At 28.1% G+C, this 17,614-nt stretch carries 12 protein-coding genes, 1 tRNA gene and 3 riboswitches; of the genes, 3 read left to right on the forward strand and 10 right to left on the reverse strand.

Going from position 1 to position 17,614, the window contains the following annotated elements; translation table 11 throughout:
* Positions 1-106 precede the first annotated feature (106 nt).
* The 4 genes from gcvPB to KGF45_RS03515 form a co-directional block, all read right to left on the reverse strand.
* Complete coding sequence (gcvPB, locus tag KGF45_RS03495; RefSeq protein ID WP_227841858.1) at positions 107-1,564, reverse strand: aminomethyl-transferring glycine dehydrogenase subunit GcvPB; 1,458 nt, start codon at positions 1,562-1,564, stop codon at positions 107-109.
* Positions 1,564-4,038 (reverse strand): aminomethyl-transferring glycine dehydrogenase subunit GcvPA, encoded by a 2,475-nt coding sequence (gcvPA, locus tag KGF45_RS20030; RefSeq protein WP_255287808.1) that lies wholly within the window; start codon positions 4,036-4,038, stop codon positions 1,564-1,566. Before gcvPA ends, gcvPB begins: the two co-directional genes overlap by 1 nt.
* A 206-nt stretch (positions 4,039-4,244) precedes the next feature.
* A riboswitch (glycine riboswitch) is annotated at positions 4,245-4,349 on the reverse strand.
* 700 nt (positions 4,350-5,049) lie between these two features.
* A tRNA-Leu gene (locus KGF45_RS03510) sits at positions 5,050-5,130 on the reverse strand.
* A 111-nt stretch (positions 5,131-5,241) separates the two neighbouring features.
* Positions 5,242-6,972 carry a Na+/H+ antiporter NhaC family protein gene (locus KGF45_RS03515; protein WP_227829714.1) on the reverse strand — a complete coding sequence of 577 codons (1,731 nt, stop codon included), beginning with the start codon at positions 6,970-6,972 and terminating at the stop codon, positions 5,242-5,244.
* Between the two features lie 144 nt (positions 6,973-7,116).
* Positions 7,117-7,293, reverse strand: a riboswitch (Lysine riboswitch).
* A 168-nt stretch (positions 7,294-7,461) separates the two neighbouring features.
* Between KGF45_RS03515 and KGF45_RS03520 the strand changes: the two genes are divergently transcribed.
* The 3 genes from KGF45_RS03520 to KGF45_RS03530 all read left to right on the forward strand — a co-directional run bounded on the left by KGF45_RS03520 (position 7,462) and on the right by KGF45_RS03530 (position 10,257).
* A complete protein-coding gene (locus tag KGF45_RS03520; RefSeq protein ID WP_227841859.1) occupies positions 7,462-8,448 on the forward strand; it encodes a lipoate--protein ligase in 987 nt (328 codons plus the stop codon).
* 90 nt (positions 8,449-8,538) lie between these two features.
* A riboswitch (SAM riboswitch) is annotated at positions 8,539-8,644 on the forward strand.
* A gap of 113 nt (positions 8,645-8,757) precedes the next feature.
* Positions 8,758-9,555 (forward strand): MetQ/NlpA family ABC transporter substrate-binding protein, encoded by a 798-nt coding sequence (locus tag KGF45_RS03525; RefSeq protein ID WP_227841860.1) that lies wholly within the window; start codon positions 8,758-8,760, stop codon positions 9,553-9,555.
* A 102-nt stretch (positions 9,556-9,657) separates the two neighbouring features.
* Entirely contained in the window at positions 9,658-10,257 is a 600-nt protein-coding gene (locus tag KGF45_RS03530; RefSeq protein ID WP_227829717.1) for a TerD family protein, read from the forward strand.
* Between the two features lie 243 nt (positions 10,258-10,500).
* Here KGF45_RS03530 and KGF45_RS03535 read toward each other — a convergent pair whose 3' ends face one another.
* From KGF45_RS03535 to KGF45_RS03560, 6 genes are all read right to left on the reverse strand, one after another.
* Positions 10,501-12,360 (reverse strand): putative bifunctional diguanylate cyclase/phosphodiesterase, encoded by a 1,860-nt coding sequence (locus KGF45_RS03535; RefSeq protein ID WP_227838845.1) that lies wholly within the window; start codon positions 12,358-12,360, stop codon positions 10,501-10,503.
* A 678-nt stretch (positions 12,361-13,038) separates the two neighbouring features.
* The gene (locus KGF45_RS03540) at positions 13,039-13,185 is read right to left on the reverse strand and encodes a hypothetical protein (RefSeq protein WP_227841861.1); all 147 of its coding nucleotides are present in this window, start codon (positions 13,183-13,185) and stop codon (positions 13,039-13,041) included.
* 586 nt (positions 13,186-13,771) lie between these two features.
* Positions 13,772-14,740: an ABC transporter substrate-binding protein gene (locus KGF45_RS03545; protein WP_227841862.1), complete on the reverse strand. Its 969-nt coding sequence runs from the start codon at positions 14,738-14,740 to the stop codon at positions 13,772-13,774.
* Positions 14,741-14,824: 84 nt separating this feature from the next.
* The gene (locus tag KGF45_RS03550; RefSeq protein ID WP_227841863.1) at positions 14,825-15,580 is read right to left on the reverse strand and encodes an ATP-binding cassette domain-containing protein; all 756 of its coding nucleotides are present in this window, start codon (positions 15,578-15,580) and stop codon (positions 14,825-14,827) included.
* The gene (locus KGF45_RS03555) at positions 15,577-16,533 is read right to left on the reverse strand and encodes an iron chelate uptake ABC transporter family permease subunit (protein ID WP_227841864.1); all 957 of its coding nucleotides are present in this window, start codon (positions 16,531-16,533) and stop codon (positions 15,577-15,579) included. The genes KGF45_RS03550 and KGF45_RS03555 overlap by 4 nt, the downstream gene beginning before the upstream one ends.
* Positions 16,523-17,476, reverse strand: coding sequence for an iron chelate uptake ABC transporter family permease subunit (locus KGF45_RS03560; RefSeq protein ID WP_227841865.1), 954 nt, complete (start codon positions 17,474-17,476; stop codon positions 16,523-16,525). Before KGF45_RS03560 ends, KGF45_RS03555 begins: the two co-directional genes overlap by 11 nt.
* Positions 17,477-17,614 lie beyond the last annotated feature (138 nt).

Genomic DNA, 17,614 nt, shown 5'->3' on the forward strand with positions numbered 1-17,614 from the left:
TACCATGTATGTCAACATATACACAAAAAAGCTATCTAATTTAAGATAGTTTAGATAGCTTTTTAATACAAATATAAAATTTTTGTATATTTAAATTATTTATTATTTATCTTTGTGACCATGTTAATATAGGCTTTTTCACTGCTCTTGCATCATCAACTCTTTTAACTAAAGTATTATGTGGAGCAGTTTTTAGTAATTCTGGTTCTTCCTTAGCTTCTTTTGCGACATTCTTCATAGCTTCAATAAAACTATCTAATGTTTCTATACTCTCACTTTCTGTAGGCTCTATCATAAGCGCCTCATTTATAATAAGAGGGAAATACATTGTTGGAGGATGATATCCATAATCCAACAATCGCTTTGCTATGTCAATAGTTTTTATATTTGCTTCTCCTCTTGGTAATCCGCCTAATACAAACTCATGTTTACATAAAGTATCTATTGGTAAAATATAATCATCTTTTATACTTTCTTTTATATAATTAGCATTTAGAACTGCCATTTCACTAGTTTCTTTAAGTCCATCTCTTCCCATTGTTAATATATATGTGTAAGCTCTTACAAGGACACCAAAGTTTCCATAAAAATTTTTAATTTTTCCGATAGATTTTGGTCTGTCATAATTTAATACATATTTATCTTCTTGTTTTTCAATTACTGGAATTGGTAAAAAAGACACTAACTCTTTTTTTGCTCCAACAGGTCCAGCCCCTGGACCACCGCCACCATGAGGAGTTGAAAATGTCTTATGAAGATTAAGATGGACTACATCAAATCCCATATCTCCTGGTCTTGTTATTCCCATAATAGCATTCATGTTTGCACCATCATAATACAAAAGACCACCTGCTTCATGTACAAGGTCAGCTATTTCTTTTATATTTTTTTCAAATAGCCCAAGAGTGCTTGGATTTGTAAGCATAAGGGCTGCTACTTCATCATTTAAAACTTCTTTTAACGCATCTATATCTACAGCACCATTTTTATCAGATGTTATTTGAATTACATCAAAATTCGCCATAGCTGCACTTGCTGGATTTGTTCCATGTGCAGAATCTGGAATTATTACTTTAGTTCTTTTATAGTCTCCTCTATTTTCATGATACGCCTTTATCAGCATAAGACCTGTAAATTCACCATGTGAACCTGCTGAAGGTTGAAGTGTCACTTCATCCATACCTGTAATTTCTGCAAGCTTATTTGATAAATCATACATAAGAGCAAGAGACCCTTGTGCTGTATCTGGAGATTGATATGGATGTATTCCAGTAAAGTTTGGAAGTGCTGCCATATCTTCATTAATTTTAGGGTTATATTTCATTGTACAAGAACCTAAGGGATAAAAACCAGTATCAACACCAAAATTCTTATTTGACAATAAAGTATAATGTCTAACTAATTCTAATTCACCAACTTCTGGTAAGTTTAATTCATTTTGTCTAGCCATACTTGGGTCAATCATATCTTCTATTTTTATATCATCTATATCTAACTCTGGAATTGAGTATGCTTTTCTGCCTTTTTTAGATATATCTATCAACAAACTATTATATTCTTTCATTATAACCCCTCCATTATTCCAACTAACTTATCTATTTCATTTTTACTTCTTTTTTCAGTTACACAAAGTAAAGTTGAATTTTTTAATTCTGGATAATTGTGTTCTAAATTATAACCACCTAATATATTTTCTTCTAAAAGTTTATCGTTTATAGTATCTATATTATGATTTCCTTGTACTGCAAATTCTTTAAAAAATCGGCCTTTAAATATAGGTCTGTATTTTCCTGTTTGCACAAGTTTATTATAAGCATAGTGTGCTTTTTTCATTGATTGCATACCAACTTCTTTAAATCCTTCTTTACCCATAGTAGCCATGTATATTGATGCTACAAGAGCATTTAGAGCTTGATTGGAACATATATTAGAAGTTGCTTTTTCTCTTCTTACATGTTGCTCTCTAGTTTGTAAAGTTAATACATATGCAATTTTCCCTTCTGTATCTAAACTTTGCCCAACTATTCTTCCTGGCATTTTTCTTGTATATTTAGATTTACTAGCCAAAAATCCTACATAAGGACCTCCAAAATTAAGAGGATTTCCTAGTGATTGAGCTTCTCCAACAACAATATCTGCTCCTATTTCACCTGGTGTTTTTAAAACACCTAATGATATTGGGTCAACACTCATAATTAACATGGCTTTATTTTCATGAGTTATCTTTTCTATTCCTTCCATTTCTTCAATAATCCCAAAGAAGTTAGGAGTTTGTATAAGGACACATGCTGTATCTTTATCTACAGAAGCTCTTAATTTTTCTATATCTGTAGTTCCATATTCACTACAAAAATCAATTTCTACTATTTCACAATCTTTATATTGTAAATAAGTTCTTAGTACTGATAAAGTTTCTGGATGTGTAGTCTTTGATACTACTATTTTACTTTTTCTAGTTTGATTCATTGCCATTATACATGCTTCTATTGCAGCAGTAGCTCCATCATACATTGATGCATTTGCAATTTCCATACCAGTAATTTCTGCAATCATGGATTGAAACTCAAACACTACTTGCAAAGTTCCTTGACTTATTTCTGCTTGATATGGAGTATATGCTGTATAAAATTCTGACCTTGAAGTTATATGTTTTATAATTGATGGAATATAATGGTCATACGCACCAGCTCCAAGAAAACAAGTTAAATCTTCTAGACTTAAATTTTCCTCTGACAATCTTTTTACTATTTTACTAACTTCTAATTCAGATTTTCCACTGTCTAGATTTAAATCTCTTTTTAATTTTAGTTCATCTGGTACATCTGAAAATAATTCATCAACTGAGTTTAATCCAACTACTTTTAACATTTTTATCTTATCTTCATTTGTAGCAGGTATATATGAAAATTTATTTTCTTTATTTACTACAACATTATCTTTTTTATATTGTTTTTTATAAAAAGGCTTCTTAACTGTTATAGCAGGAACAACTTTTTTTCTAATGGCTATACCTATTTCAGTTCCTGCTTTTGCATATTCAGCATCTATAATTCCCATACCTAAGATTTTCCCTGTTGTTGGAGATGCACACCCAGTAGTTACAAAACCAACTGTTTTATCTCCAACTTTTATATCATATCCATTTCTAGGCATCCCTTTGCCTTGCATTTCAAATCCTACTAATTTTCTTTTAATCCCATTTTCTTTTTCTTCTGCTAAGATTGATTTGCCAATAAATGATTCCTTATTTACTTTTACAAAAATAGATAATCCTCCTTCAAGTGGAGATATGTGTTCATTTATTTCATGTCCATATAGAGGTAAGGCTGCTTCAAACCTTAAAGTATCTCTACAACCTAGACCAGCTGGACATATATCTTCTCCTCCAACTTTTAGGACTTCATCCCAAATTGCTTTTACATGTTCATTTTTGCAATATATTTCAAAACCATCTTCTCCAGTATATCCTGTTCTTGAAACTAAACAAGAGTATCCAGATACTTTTACTTCTGGCATTGACTTATAAAATTTTATTGATTCTAAATTTATGTCTGTGATTTTTTGAAGAATTTTTTCTGCTTTAGGTCCTTGAACTGCTAATTGACAAACTTCATTAGATATATTTTTTATATTTACTTTATATCCTTCACTTTGCTTGATTATCCAGGCAACATCTTTGTCTATATTTCCTGCATTTATTACTAACAAATAATCTTCTTCCCCAAACTTATATATTAATAAATCATCAACAACTCCACCATTTTCATAGCACATAGGTGTATATATGATGTCATTGACTTTTAATCCACTTATATCATTCGTAACTAGGTTTTGTATAAATTTTTCTGATTCTACTCCTTTTACTTCTACTTCTCCCATGTGAGATACATCAAATATACCTGCACTTTTTCTAACCATTTTATGCTCTTTGTTTATTCCTTCATATTCCAAAGGCATCTCCCAGCCAGCAAATTCAACAAGCTTTGCACCAAGCTCTTTGTGTGTATTATACAAAGGCACTCTTTTTAATTCATTCATATATAACCCTCCCCATAAAATTAAACCTATTATATTTAAGCAACTTCACCACTATGTCCTGTATTTTCTCATAAAAAAAATATATAAGCATAGAAAATAATCCTAGCCTATATATCCCTGTTTGTATACCTGAAAGATTTAATAATTTAATATTATTCTGCTTCTTCGGTGACTTATAGTATTTAACTTAAGTCTCTCCAGAGTCCCATCAATTAGCGATATTTTTGCCTGAAAGCTTCTCTAAGGATTGGCATTTCTTAAATTTCTTCTTCGGCGCCTTTTTGTATAAAGGTCTCTCTCGCTAATCTCACTTGGAAATATTTATTTTCAATTTTATTTTATGAATATTTAAATCAAATGTCAACACATTATATTTATTTTTTTTTATGTATTAATTTTTTTGTTAAGTTTTTATTATCAATCATTTCTCTTTTATATTATTCACTCTTCTGCAAAGATATTATATATTAATGCAAAATAACATTTTCACTTAATTTATTATTAAAATAACACACAAATAACCAAATGTAAATTTGTATTGAGATTTACTATAACATGTTAAAAGTATATTCATACACTTGATGAAATCGTTTACAATTTTAAACTTGTGAAAAATAAGATTTTTAAAATAGAATATTTTTAATAGAATTACAACTATTGAATGGTTATGTGATTTGAATATTTTTAAAATTTTAGTCATTTAAAAAAAGCACCTCATATTAAAGTGCCAATCTATCATATATTGATTTTTCTAGTATTTTTCATCGTATCAAGACTCATTCATAAGTAGTAAATTAATGGTAAAATAACTTCTTAAATCCTTTGTAACTGCTTATAATTTCAATTTTTCTGTGGATAATCTAACTTTTAGTTATTTTTTCGATTTAAAAAAAAAGTAGAAATGTTTGCATTATGTTTTAAGATAGTTATTTATCAAAAAATAAAAACGGGATAGCCCACTCCGAAAGCCAGCAACCCCAGTTTTTTTCAGCACAACTAAGTACTGTAAAGTGCGGATGAAGGGAGTCGAACCCCCACGCCAATGGCGCTAGATCCTAAGTCTAGTGCGTCTGCCAATTCCGCCACATCCGCTTATATCACTCTTTTATTTTACTATATTTCGCTATTATTTTCAATAACTTTTTTAAATTATCTAAAAATAAATAAAATAATGATAATAGAAGGTGAAATTCATTTACAGCCTTATTCTGCAAGTTCTACTTCTACTTCATCTACTTTCTTACCTATAATTTGAAGACCTACAAATACAGCTACTATAGCAACTGGCAATACTATATATATTGGCAATCCAAATCCAGCTGGTATATATCCAAATACAATAGTAATTACTGCTGTAAATATGGCATATGGCATTTGAGTATTAACATGGTCTATATGATTACATCCAGCTCCCATTGAAGAAAGTATTGTTGTATCTGAAATTGGGGAACAATGGTCTCCAAATATTGCACCTGTTAAAACTGCGCTTGTACTTACTATTACATAAGACATATCAGGATTTAGTGAATATGCAAGTGGTATTGCAAGTGGCATAAGTATACCCATTGTTCCATAAGCTGTTCCAGTAGCAAAAGATATTATTGCTCCTAATCCAAATATTAAGCTTGGTAGCAAGAATGGAGGCAATGAACCAGATAATAAATGTATCAAGAATTTAGCTGTACCTAACTCTTTTATTACTGAACTTAATGACCAAGCAAGTATTAATATTACACCAGTGATTACTAAACTTTTCATTCCATCTATCCAAACATCAATTGCTTCTGATACTGTAAAAATCTTTTTAACTACAGCCATTATAATAGCAACTAAACTTGCAACTAATGCAGATTGGAATAATGCTCTAGATGCATCAGATGCACTAAATGCTTCTTTTATTGCTTCAAAAGAATATGGTGAATTTGTAAATAATTGTATTAAAGTCTTATCTTCACCTCCCATTATAGATGTATATCCACTATAATAGAATGATGCTAGTGCAACTACTATCAATGTACCTATTGGAATTATAGCATTCCATACACTTAATTTTACTCCATCTTTTGGAGCTAAATCATCCAATTCTTCAACGCCTTCATCAAGGTCTGTGCCAATTTTTCTACTTCTAGATTTTATTTCAGCTTTTCTCATTGGTCCAAATTCTTTTAATAATAACGCTGAAATTACAATAAATGCTAATATTAATATGTTATAAAATCTAAATGGTATTGTATTTAAAAATATGCCAAACGCATCAACATCTACACTTATACTTTCAAAAGCATCATGTATTAAACCAACTTCAAGACCTATCCATGTAGATATTATGGCAAGCCCAGCAACTGGTGCTGCTGTAGCATCTATTATAAATGCTAATTTTTCTCTTGATATTTTCATTTTATCTGCAACAGGTCTCATCATAGGCCCTACAATTAATGAATTAGCATAATCATCAAAGAAAACTAAAAGACCTAAAAACCAAGTTATAATCTGTGTCCCTTTAGCTGATTTTGCTCTCTTTGCAAGTGCTTCAGCTATAGCCTTGGCACCACCCATCTTGGCAACAAGATTTATTACTCCCCCAATTGCTAAGACTTGTAGTATTATCCCCGCATTCCACGGGTCTGATAGAGATACTAAAGCTCTATCTACTAAGTCTAAAAATGCTTGTATAAATGCAGCAAATACATTAACGCCACTGACTTGAATTATAAAACTCCCAGAAAGAATTCCTAGCAACAAAGAAATTATTACATTTTTAGTTATAAATGCAAGTATTATAGCAACTAATGGTGGTATTAAAGTTAAGATTCCAAATTTTTCTGCGTTAGCTAATGCAATAGTATCTATATCTTCCTCTGCAAATACCATTACAGTTGACATTATAAACATAATTGTCGTCAGAAAAATAATGTTAAATTTTTTATTTCTCATATAAATCTCCCTCTCTTTTTAATTTTGTGAATTATATAGGGTATTATGGGTTATGATAAAATAAAAAAGCCTTGAGTGGTAAACACTCAAGGCTTAAACATTACATACATTGATAATACTAAAAAACAAATATAATATAATTCCTTAAATGATAGCTCACCACAAATAAACCTGTGACAGTTGTACATATATTTTATGTACCCCCAGCAATATAATCTTAAAGCATCGATTATAAAACTTCGGCAATATCCCCTTTCCCAATAATTCTTTGTGCTTAACTCCTTATTAGTACTGATAGATTATTGCGCCTCTACCCTTTTATTCACTTTTATTAAATATATTTTGAGTATATATTATTTATTTAAACTTTGCAAGGAAGTTTTAAAAATTTTACTTTAAAGGATTTTTTATATCATTGTCGAATTATAAAATTAATTGTACTAAAATCAGCTAAAAAAATTTTATCAATTATATGGAGGAATTACTTTAATGTTATTAATTTACAATGAAAAAACAAACCCTTATTTCAATTTAGCAATGGAAGAATATCTACTTAAAAATTTTGACGAAGATTTATTTATTTTATGGAGGAATGAACCATCTATAATTGTTGGAAAAAATCAAAATACACTTTCTGAAATAAACTTAGAATATATAAGAGAACATTCAATACCAGTTGTTAGAAGACAATCTGGTGGAGGAGCTGTATTTCATGATTTAGGAAATATAAACTTTACATTTATAGCTTGTAATAATAATAGTTTTAGTGATTTCAGAAGATTCACTCAACCAATAATAGACTTACTTAAAACCTTAGATGTCAGTGCTGAGTTTTCTGGAAGAAATGACCTTCTTATAGATGGCAAAAAATTCTCTGGAAATGCTCAACATAACTATAAAAATAAAGTAATGCATCATGGGACACTTTTATTTTCATCTGAGATAAATGACCTTTCAAATGCACTAAAAGTAAAACCCATAAAATTTGAGGGTAAAGGTATAAAATCTGTAAAGTCTCGTGTAACCAATATAAGTGAACATTTACAGTCTGATATGGATATACTTGAGTTTAAAGATGCTATAATGAATTATCTTTCTGCGACAAATGCTGATAATACAAATTATTCTCTAAGTAAACATGACATAGAGGAAATAGAAAAACTTACTAAATCAAAATATGAAACTTGGGATTGGAACTTTGGTAATTCACCGAAATACTCTCTTTCAAATGAATTAAAATATGTTGGTGGAAATGTAGAATTTAATTTAAATGTTGATAAAGGTATAATAACTAGTATAAAGTTTTTTGGAGATTTCTTTGGGAAGTACGATGTATCTTTTGTAGAAGATAAACTTATCGGTACAAAACATGAGGAAAATTCATTGAGAACTATTTTAGATACAATTGAAATAAATGACTATTTCTTGGGTGCTGATACTAATATTTTAGTTTCTGGAATTTTAGGTGTTAAGTAAAAATAACAAAAATTTTAAAATATTTATAAAATTATGTTTACAGATACAAAAAATCATGCTAATATTTATAACATAATTAAAAATTAATACTTCTTATCCAGAGTGGTGAAGGGACTGGCCCTATGAAACCCAGCAACCAGTATATTTTAATATACATTGGTGCTAAATCCTGCAGTATTGTACTGAAAGATGAGTTTAAATTAGCTTTTAAAGCCTGAGTTTATACTCAGGCTTATTTTATTTTCACAATGTGATAAAAAGAGGGTATTTTATTTTTAACTAATCAATTATATTCAGGAGGGAATTTTTATGAAATTCAAAAAATTATTAAGTTTGTTATTATGTCTAGTATTTACTTTATCTGTAGTTGGATGTTCAAAATCTAAAGACGATAAAAAAATTGTTGTTGGTGCTACTTTAGTTCCAGGTGGAGAGTTGTTAGAAGAACTAAAACCACTTATTGAAGAAAAAGGTTATACTTTAGAAGTTAAAAACTTTGACGATTACATACTTCCAAATGAAGCTTTAAATAATGGCGAAATTGATGCAAATCTATTTCAACATGAACCTTATCTAAAAGAAGCTGTTAAAGCTAAAGGCTATAAAATAATGGCAGGAACTAAACTATATGTATGCCCAGCCATACTTTACTCTTACAAAATAAAATCTGTTGATGAATTTAAAAAGGGAGATACAATTGCAATAAGCAACAATCCATCTTCTTGTTCTAAAGACCTTAGATATCTTGAAAGTATGGGACTTTTAACTTTACCTAAAGAAAATAATTTAGTTAGTCCTAAAGATATAATTGAAAATCCAAAGGGCATACAATTCAAAGAATTAGATATTGCTCAAATACCATCTTCTCTTCCAGATGTAACTGCTGCATTTATAGACACTACTTACGCAGTACCTGCTGGTCTTAATGCTAAGAAAAATGGAATCTACACAGCACCAGTGAATGATGAGTATGCTAATCTTTTAGCATTTAGAACTGAAGATAAAGATAGTGAAAAAATTAAAGTTCTACAAGAAGTTCTTACATCAGATAAAGCAAGAAACTTAATTGAAGAAAAATATAAAGGAATTGTAATTCCTGTTTTTTAGTAGAATTAGTATAATTTGAACATTATTATTGTAATCTTGTTGAATATTGACTTATTAAGTGCTACCATTTAAATAAATCTATGTTTGTGGAGGAAGATTACTATGGCTATAGAATTGAAAAAAGGACAAAAAATAAATCTTACAAAAAAAGAAAATACCGATTTAGGTGAGATTTTAGTTAATTTAAATTGGAATCAAAAAGTACAAAAAAAGGGCTTTTTTGGAGCTCTAAGAAGTAGTAATATAGATTTAGATTTAGGCTGCTTGTTTGAAATGAAAAATGGTGCAAAAGGTGCTGTTCAAGCATTGGGCAATTCCTTTGGTAATTTAGAACATCCTCCTTTTGCTCAACTAGATGGAGATGACCGAACAGGAAGCAATACACAAGGCGAAAATATAAGAATCAACGGTAACAAGATAAAAGAAATAAAAAGAATATTGATTTATGCTTTTATTTATGAAGGTGTGGCTAATTGGTCAGAAGCTGATGGAATTGTAACTATTAAACAAAAACAAGATTCTGATTTAGTGGTTAAGCTTGATGAGCATAAAAATGGCTATAATATGTGTTCAATAGCATTAATAGAAAATGTAAATGATGAAACATTTAGCGTTGAAAAAGTAGTTAAATACTTTAAAGGACATAGAGAAATGGATAATGAGTTTAACTGGGGCTTAAAATGGGTTGCAGGAAAAAAATAATAATGTTTAAGAAGGTTCATCTTATCCAAAACATAACTTCATATTATTTACACCTCACATAAAACTTTATAAGAATTTATAGTTTTCATATAATTATTTATTTAAAATCGTATATCATATATATTGATGTTATTCTCAGTACTTATACCACTATACGTTTTTAAATAGTTAACAAAATCTAATAAAGTACTTATAATATAAGTACTTTATTAGATTATTATATATTAAAATATACTTTAACTATTATAAACTATAAACAATTTCTTTATCTAATATTTTTTCAAACTCTAACATTGGCATTGGTTTATAAAAGACAAACCCTTGAACCAAATCACACCCAATCTCTTTAAGAAACTCAACCTGTTCTTTATATTCAATACCTTCAGCAACAGTTATAATATTTAACTCTTTTATCATCTGTATAATATTTTTTATTACTATCTTCTCTTTTTCTTTGTTTAAACTCTCTTTAAAAAACATCGAGTCAAGCTTTAAAACATCAAATGGTAAATCCTTCAAAACACTTAGAGACGAGTATCCCTTTCCAAAATCATCCAAAGAACAAGTAAAGCCACTTTCATGTAGGTCATGTACAATTTCTAAAAGATGCTCTTGATTTTCAAAAGCAACACTTTCTGTAAATTCAATTTCTATAGTATTTTTAGGTATATTATATTTATTTTGTATGTGCGAATAAGTTTCTACAAACTTAGCATTATAAAATTGAATCTTAGAAACATTAACTGAGATAGGAACAATTGTTTTATTTTCATCTAATCTCTTTCTAATCCATCTACATACCTCTTCAAACACATATTGGTCTACCAAACTAATAAAAAACTCCTTTTCCAGTATTGGAATAAATATCGCTGGAGATATCACACATTTGTCTGGTGTCATCCAACGTACTAAGGCTTCTGCACAATCTATTTTTTGATTATGTAAGTTAACTTTAGGTTGAAAATAAACAACAAATTCTCTTCTATTGAGTGCTTCATGTATTCTACTCTTAATTGTATTTTCTTCAATCATTTTTTTACGAATATTTTCATTATAAAAAGCATACTTAGTACCTGGTTTATTTTTGACAGTCTTTTGTGCAAAGTTTGCACGATTTATCAAATCATCTATATTTAATTTCTCATTCACATCTTCAATACAACAAATTCCACTAACAATAGTAATACTATATTTATTTTTAATTTCATCTGTAATGTTAATCAACTTATCATCTACAACTTGTTGTCTTCTTAGCAAAGTCTCCTTATCTACATAACATCTTAATGCAACAAATCTATCTGCAATCTCTCTTGCAAATACTTCGTATTTTCCAATATCATCCATCATGATATTAGAATAGCGTTTTAATATCATGTCACCATAATCGTATCCAAATATATCATTGATATACTTAAAATTTTCAAAATCGATATAAAATATAGCAAATTTCTTATCTTTATACTTATAAATATACTGCTCTGCATCCAACTTAAACTTTTCTATAGTATTTGCTCCTGTAAGTTCATCTTTATATGCAATATTTTTTAAATCTACGTTTAGTTTTTCAAGTTTAATTAATCTTCTATTGTACTGTATAATCAATATAATCCATGCTACTATGCCTACAATCGATATTATAATTATTAAAGTCATTAAGTAATTGCTTTTTTCTTTAGAATAATGTTCTATTTCGAATACTGTGTCATTTGCAATCTTAAAAAATTCTTCACTTGTTTGTAATAACTGACTACTATCTTCTTCCATCCTTACTTTTTTAATTTCAATATTTAAATCTTCCCATTTTCTTTCTAGTAAAGATAAATACTCATTATATTTTTTACAGTCAGTGACTACTAGACCATATTTTCCATGTCCTGTATTTAATTCATGTAAAATTTCATCGATATATTCTACTAGTTCATCATTTGGTTGAAGATTCATTTCTAATTTAGTTAGACGTTGACTAGCTCCACGAACAATACCAACATAATTAATCAACTTTCCATAATCTCCAATGTTGTGAATTAATTGAACAGAAATGTAACTTATAGAAATTAATAAAACAAATAAAACTAAGATAGTCATCTTTAAAAATCTCTTCATAAAATACCTCTATCCCCTATATTTTCACGTTTATCAGATATTCTACAATTATGCTAACTAGGTTTTTTATATGTTATAAATAATTAGTATGATTTCAATTTTCTAAACATTTTTAATAACCAACTTAGTAAAAATATTGTATAATCATTTTTCTCAAATAACGTGTATTAAACTTTAATAAAATTCTCTTATCACTTAAAATATAAATAAGCTTCCTTAATTCCATCTTCTTGTGACTTAATTACATTTAAAAATTCTGCTCTTTGTTTAGTAGAACTTTCAGCTTTATTAAATTTTTAATAATCATATGTAATTAATCTAGGTTGTTCATTCTCGTTTGTAGGTGGTATTGAAAACATCAATGTGTTTTTTTATAATCATACTCAATAAAATAATCATCCATAAGTTCATACACACGTAAATGTTTTTCAAGTTCTGTTGTACAAAGTATTTTTCATGTAAACTAGTTGAGAAATAAGGGTCTATTTGATAAATATTAGAAATAGCTTAATCTAGTTCTTTAATCAAACCATTATTATCGCCTCGGCCAGTCATGAAATAGAAGGGTTTTAGAGAAAATTTGGCAATTGTTTTTACATTTTCAATATAATTCGTATTATAGTTAAGCATGTCTTCTGAGAACCATCTTGCATAGCCTGTATCTGTTCTTTTTCACTATCACAATATACATATTGTGGTATAAAGACTTCTTTTACAATATGCTTCTAAATCTTTTATCATTTTATTGTTATTTCTAATTACTACAACCCTCAATGTCTGTGTAGCTTGAGCGTCAATAATAATGTCTTTTGTATCATCATACAATACTTGTAAAACAGTGTCAGATACTACATAACTATGACTTGAATAGTTATATATTTTTCCAAAGTCATCATTTAAATTATAGCTCCCATTAAATCAATTTAGCCCAATTCTACCTTCTTTCTTTAGTGCATATGCTGTAGGTGTTATATGGATAAAAGCAATAATTAGTACTAAAAATAAAAAAACGTTTTTTTAGAGATTTTCTTCTTATATTTAACCCCCCTTCTGGGAAATTATATAATAAATAAATATATATCCATTGAATTATTAATATAATAACATAACCTTGTTCATGTATATATTGGATTAATTGTATCAAAATAACTAATAAACCGCAAGTTCTAGCTAGTTTTTTAAACATAGAATGATAAAATCCTTATAATCAAAGAAATTTTTTCACAACATTATATTTATGTTAAATAGTATTGTACATAATGAGCTATATCTTTCAATTAAATAAACTATATAAAGCAAAGCTTATAATGTTATTAACCACAGAAATATTTAAATCATAAAAAATCAGCCACTTTAAAGTGGCTGATTAATATAATCATTATATAAAGCACATTTGCTATAAACAATATGCTTACTTATTAACTGCTTTTGAAGCATCATCTATCATTTTATTTAAAGATGTAAGACCACCATCATTTACATACCATGTTGGTGCATCTAAGTATATTATATTATCATTTTTATAAGCATCCATAGATTTTATTACGTCATTGTTTAAAACAGATTTAGCTGTTAAACCAGCTTTCACATCACTACCAGTAGCTATACCTCTATCTATAACAAACATAATATCTGGATTTTGTTTAGCTATATATTCAAAAGTAATATTTTGACCATGACTTGATTCCTTTATATCTTTATCCTTATTCTTAAATCCAAAACTATTGTATAATATGCTAAATCTAGACTCTTCACCAAATACACTTAAATTCCCCTCATTTACCATAAGAGTTAAAGCATTTAAGTCTTTCTCTGTTACTTTTTTATTTAAAACTTCTATTTTCTTTTCAATTTTAGCAAATTCTTGATTAGCTTTCTCTTCTACTCCAAATATTTTAGCTATTTTATTTATATTACTTTTGACAGATTCTAAATACTTCTTATCATCTTTACTTGTACTTATTGTTGGTGCTATCTTAGATAATTGCTCATAAAAATCTTCTTGTCTTCCATTTATTATAATTAAATCTGGATTTGTTGATTTTATACCTTCTAAATCTGGTTCTTTTAATCCACCTAAGTCTGCATATTTTTCATCTTTATACTTTTCTAAAGATGCTGGCAAACTTGATTTTGGAAGTCCTACTAAACTCTCACTGACACCTAGTGCATCCATTGTATCTAGTGCTGAATAATCAAATACTACTACTTTTTTAGGCTTTAACTTTACATCTATTTCTCCTAAGCTATGAGTTATTTTTATAGTAGCATCTGAAGCATCTGCTGTTTTCTTCTCACCTTTTTTACTCCCACCTAATGCAAATACTGCTACTAATCCTACTATAGCCACTGTTGCTATTATTGCTGCTTTTTTATTCATCTTAATGTCTCCCTCATTTTTTATTAATATTCGTCTTAGTTTAAATTTTGATTAGAAAATTCATAGATTCCTATCTATAGTGTCTTAAAAATAAACACATATTCTATTTCCATTTATATGCTTAATGTCAAAGTTCATTTCGTAAATATCTCCTAAAACTTTTTCATTGACTATTTCATCTGTACGACCTACCTTTTCAATTTTTCCATTTTTAAGTGCAACTATATTATCTGAATAGCATGAAGCAAAATTTATATCATGCATGACCAACACTATAGTCTTACCTAATTCATCACAAAGACTTCTAAGTACCTTCATCATTTGTACTGAATGATTCATATCCAAATTGTTAAGTGGTTCATCAAGTAATATGTACTCTGTATTTTGGGCTATTACCATTGCTATATAAGCTCTTTGTCTTTGACCTCCACTTAATTCATCCAAATATTTGTCTTGTATATCAGTTAGTTTCATATACTCTATAGCTTCATTAATGTATTTTTCATCATCTTGAGTTAAATTTCCTTCACTGTATGGAAATCTTCCAAATCCAACTAATTCTCTTATTGTGAGTTTTAAAGTTATATTATTAGATTGTTTAAGTATAGCTATTTTTTTAGCTAGTTCTTTATTATTGTAAGAATTTAAGTTTTTTCCTTCTATTAATACTTCTCCACTATCACTGCCTATAAGTCTTGTTACTATTGATAATACAGTACTTTTACCAGCCCCATTTGGACCTATAAAAGATGTTATTTTCCCTTTTTCTATATTAAAAGAAACATTATCTACAACATTTTTATTTTTATATTTTTTAAATATGTTTTTTATTTCTATCATCTATTTGCCCCCTTTAATAATAATTGGATAAAGTAAATTCCTCCTATAAAATTTATTACTACGCTTAATGTTGTATCAAATTTGAATATATGTTGTATAAAAAATTGACCTATTATTAATGTAATTATTCCTAGCAATATAGAACCTAAAATTAAATACGTATGTTTATATGTTTTAAAAACTTCTCTAGCTATGTTGGCTAGTAAAAGACCTAAAAATGTCATAGGTCCAATAAGTGCTGTTGATACTGAAACTAAAATTGCTATTAGGATTATCATTTTTTTTACTACTTTATCAAAATCTACACCTAAATTAATCGCTTGCTCTCTACCTAATGACAGTACATCTAAATATTTTATATCATCATATATAAAAGGTATTGTTGCAATAACTATTATAAATGCAATTAATAATACATTTGTATTTATATTATTTAGACTAGCCATTATGCTAGTTTGTAGTGCTAGAAATTCATTAGGGTCTATCATTACTTGAATAAATGTTGTTGCACTTTTAAATAGAGTTCCAAATACTATTCCTACTAGGATTAAAAAGAAAATATTATTTTCTTTTCTTTCAAACAATGCTCTATACAATAGCATTGAAGCTACAATCATTATAGTAACATTAATGATAAAATTATAATTTTCATTTATGATAAGAATACTGGTTGCTCCAAATATAAATACTATTATAGTTTGAATCATTACATATAAGGAATCTAACCCTAGTACACTTGGTGTCAATATCTGATTGTTAGTAATCGTTTGAAATACTACAGTAGTAAATGCTATACATCCTCCTCCAAGTATCATCGCAAGTATTTTTGGTATTCTTTGTGATAATGCATAATCTAGATTATTCATGTCTATTCCATAGGTTAAAAAAAGCACCATTGATATCAAGAGTAATGCAGTCATCAAATAAATTTTTTTATTAAGACTAAGCTTCATTTATATTCCTCCTTAGTATTAAGTAAAGGAATAGTATACTTCCTATAACGCCAACTGTAAGCCCTATAGATATTTCATATGGATAAATGATAATCCTTCCAAAAATATCACATATAAGTACAAATATTGCCCCAAATAATCCCGTATGCCATATACTATCTCTTATATTATCACCCATATACAGAGATACAATATTTGGAACTATTAGACCTATAAAAGGTATATTACCAGCAGTAACAACTACACATACTGTGACAAGAGCTACTATTATTAAACCTAAATTGACGACTTTTTTATAACTTAGCCCTAAGTTAGTTGCAAAATCCATCCCCATTCCAACAACAGTAAATCTATTTGCATAAATATATGCTACTATTATGAGAGGTATTGTTATGTATAATATTTCATAATTTCCTTTAAGTATCATAGAAAAATCACCCTGCATCCAAGAACTTACATTTTGACTCAAATCATATTTATATGCAATAAAATCAGTCATAGAACCTATTATATTTCCAAACATTATACCTACTAATGGTACGAATATTATACTTTTAAACTGTAACTTCCTTATTATTTTCATAAACATAAATGTTCCTATAAGAGAAAATATAAATGCGATTATAGTCTTCGTGAAAATCGATGCACTTGGTATTAAAAGCATACAAATTACTATACCAAATTGAGCCGCATCTATTGTTGCTCCTGTAGTAGGCGATACAAATTTATTTTTACTTATCTGTTGCATTATAAGGCCTGCTATACTCATTCCTATACCTGCAATCAATATACTTATTAATCTTGGTATTCTACTCATGACAAATATCATAAGTTTATGCTGATTTTTTGCAAATATATGCATTATGTTTATATCTTCTGCTCCTATAAATAAGGAAAAATAAGATAAAATTATTATTCCTATAATTAAATATCTCTTTTTCATTCTCCCTCCTTACTTTTTACTAAAAATGATAATAATTATCATTTCTTTTATAGTTTATCAATAATAATTATCATTGTCAATATGTATAGATATTTGTTTTTTTATATAAAAAATGTTACTAGAATTTTTAATTCTAGT

Origin of the sequence: Clostridioides sp. ZZV14-6154, from assembly GCF_020657785.1 — a bacterium.
In the GTDB taxonomy this organism is placed as follows: Bacteria; Bacillota; Clostridia; order Peptostreptococcales; family Peptostreptococcaceae; genus Clostridioides.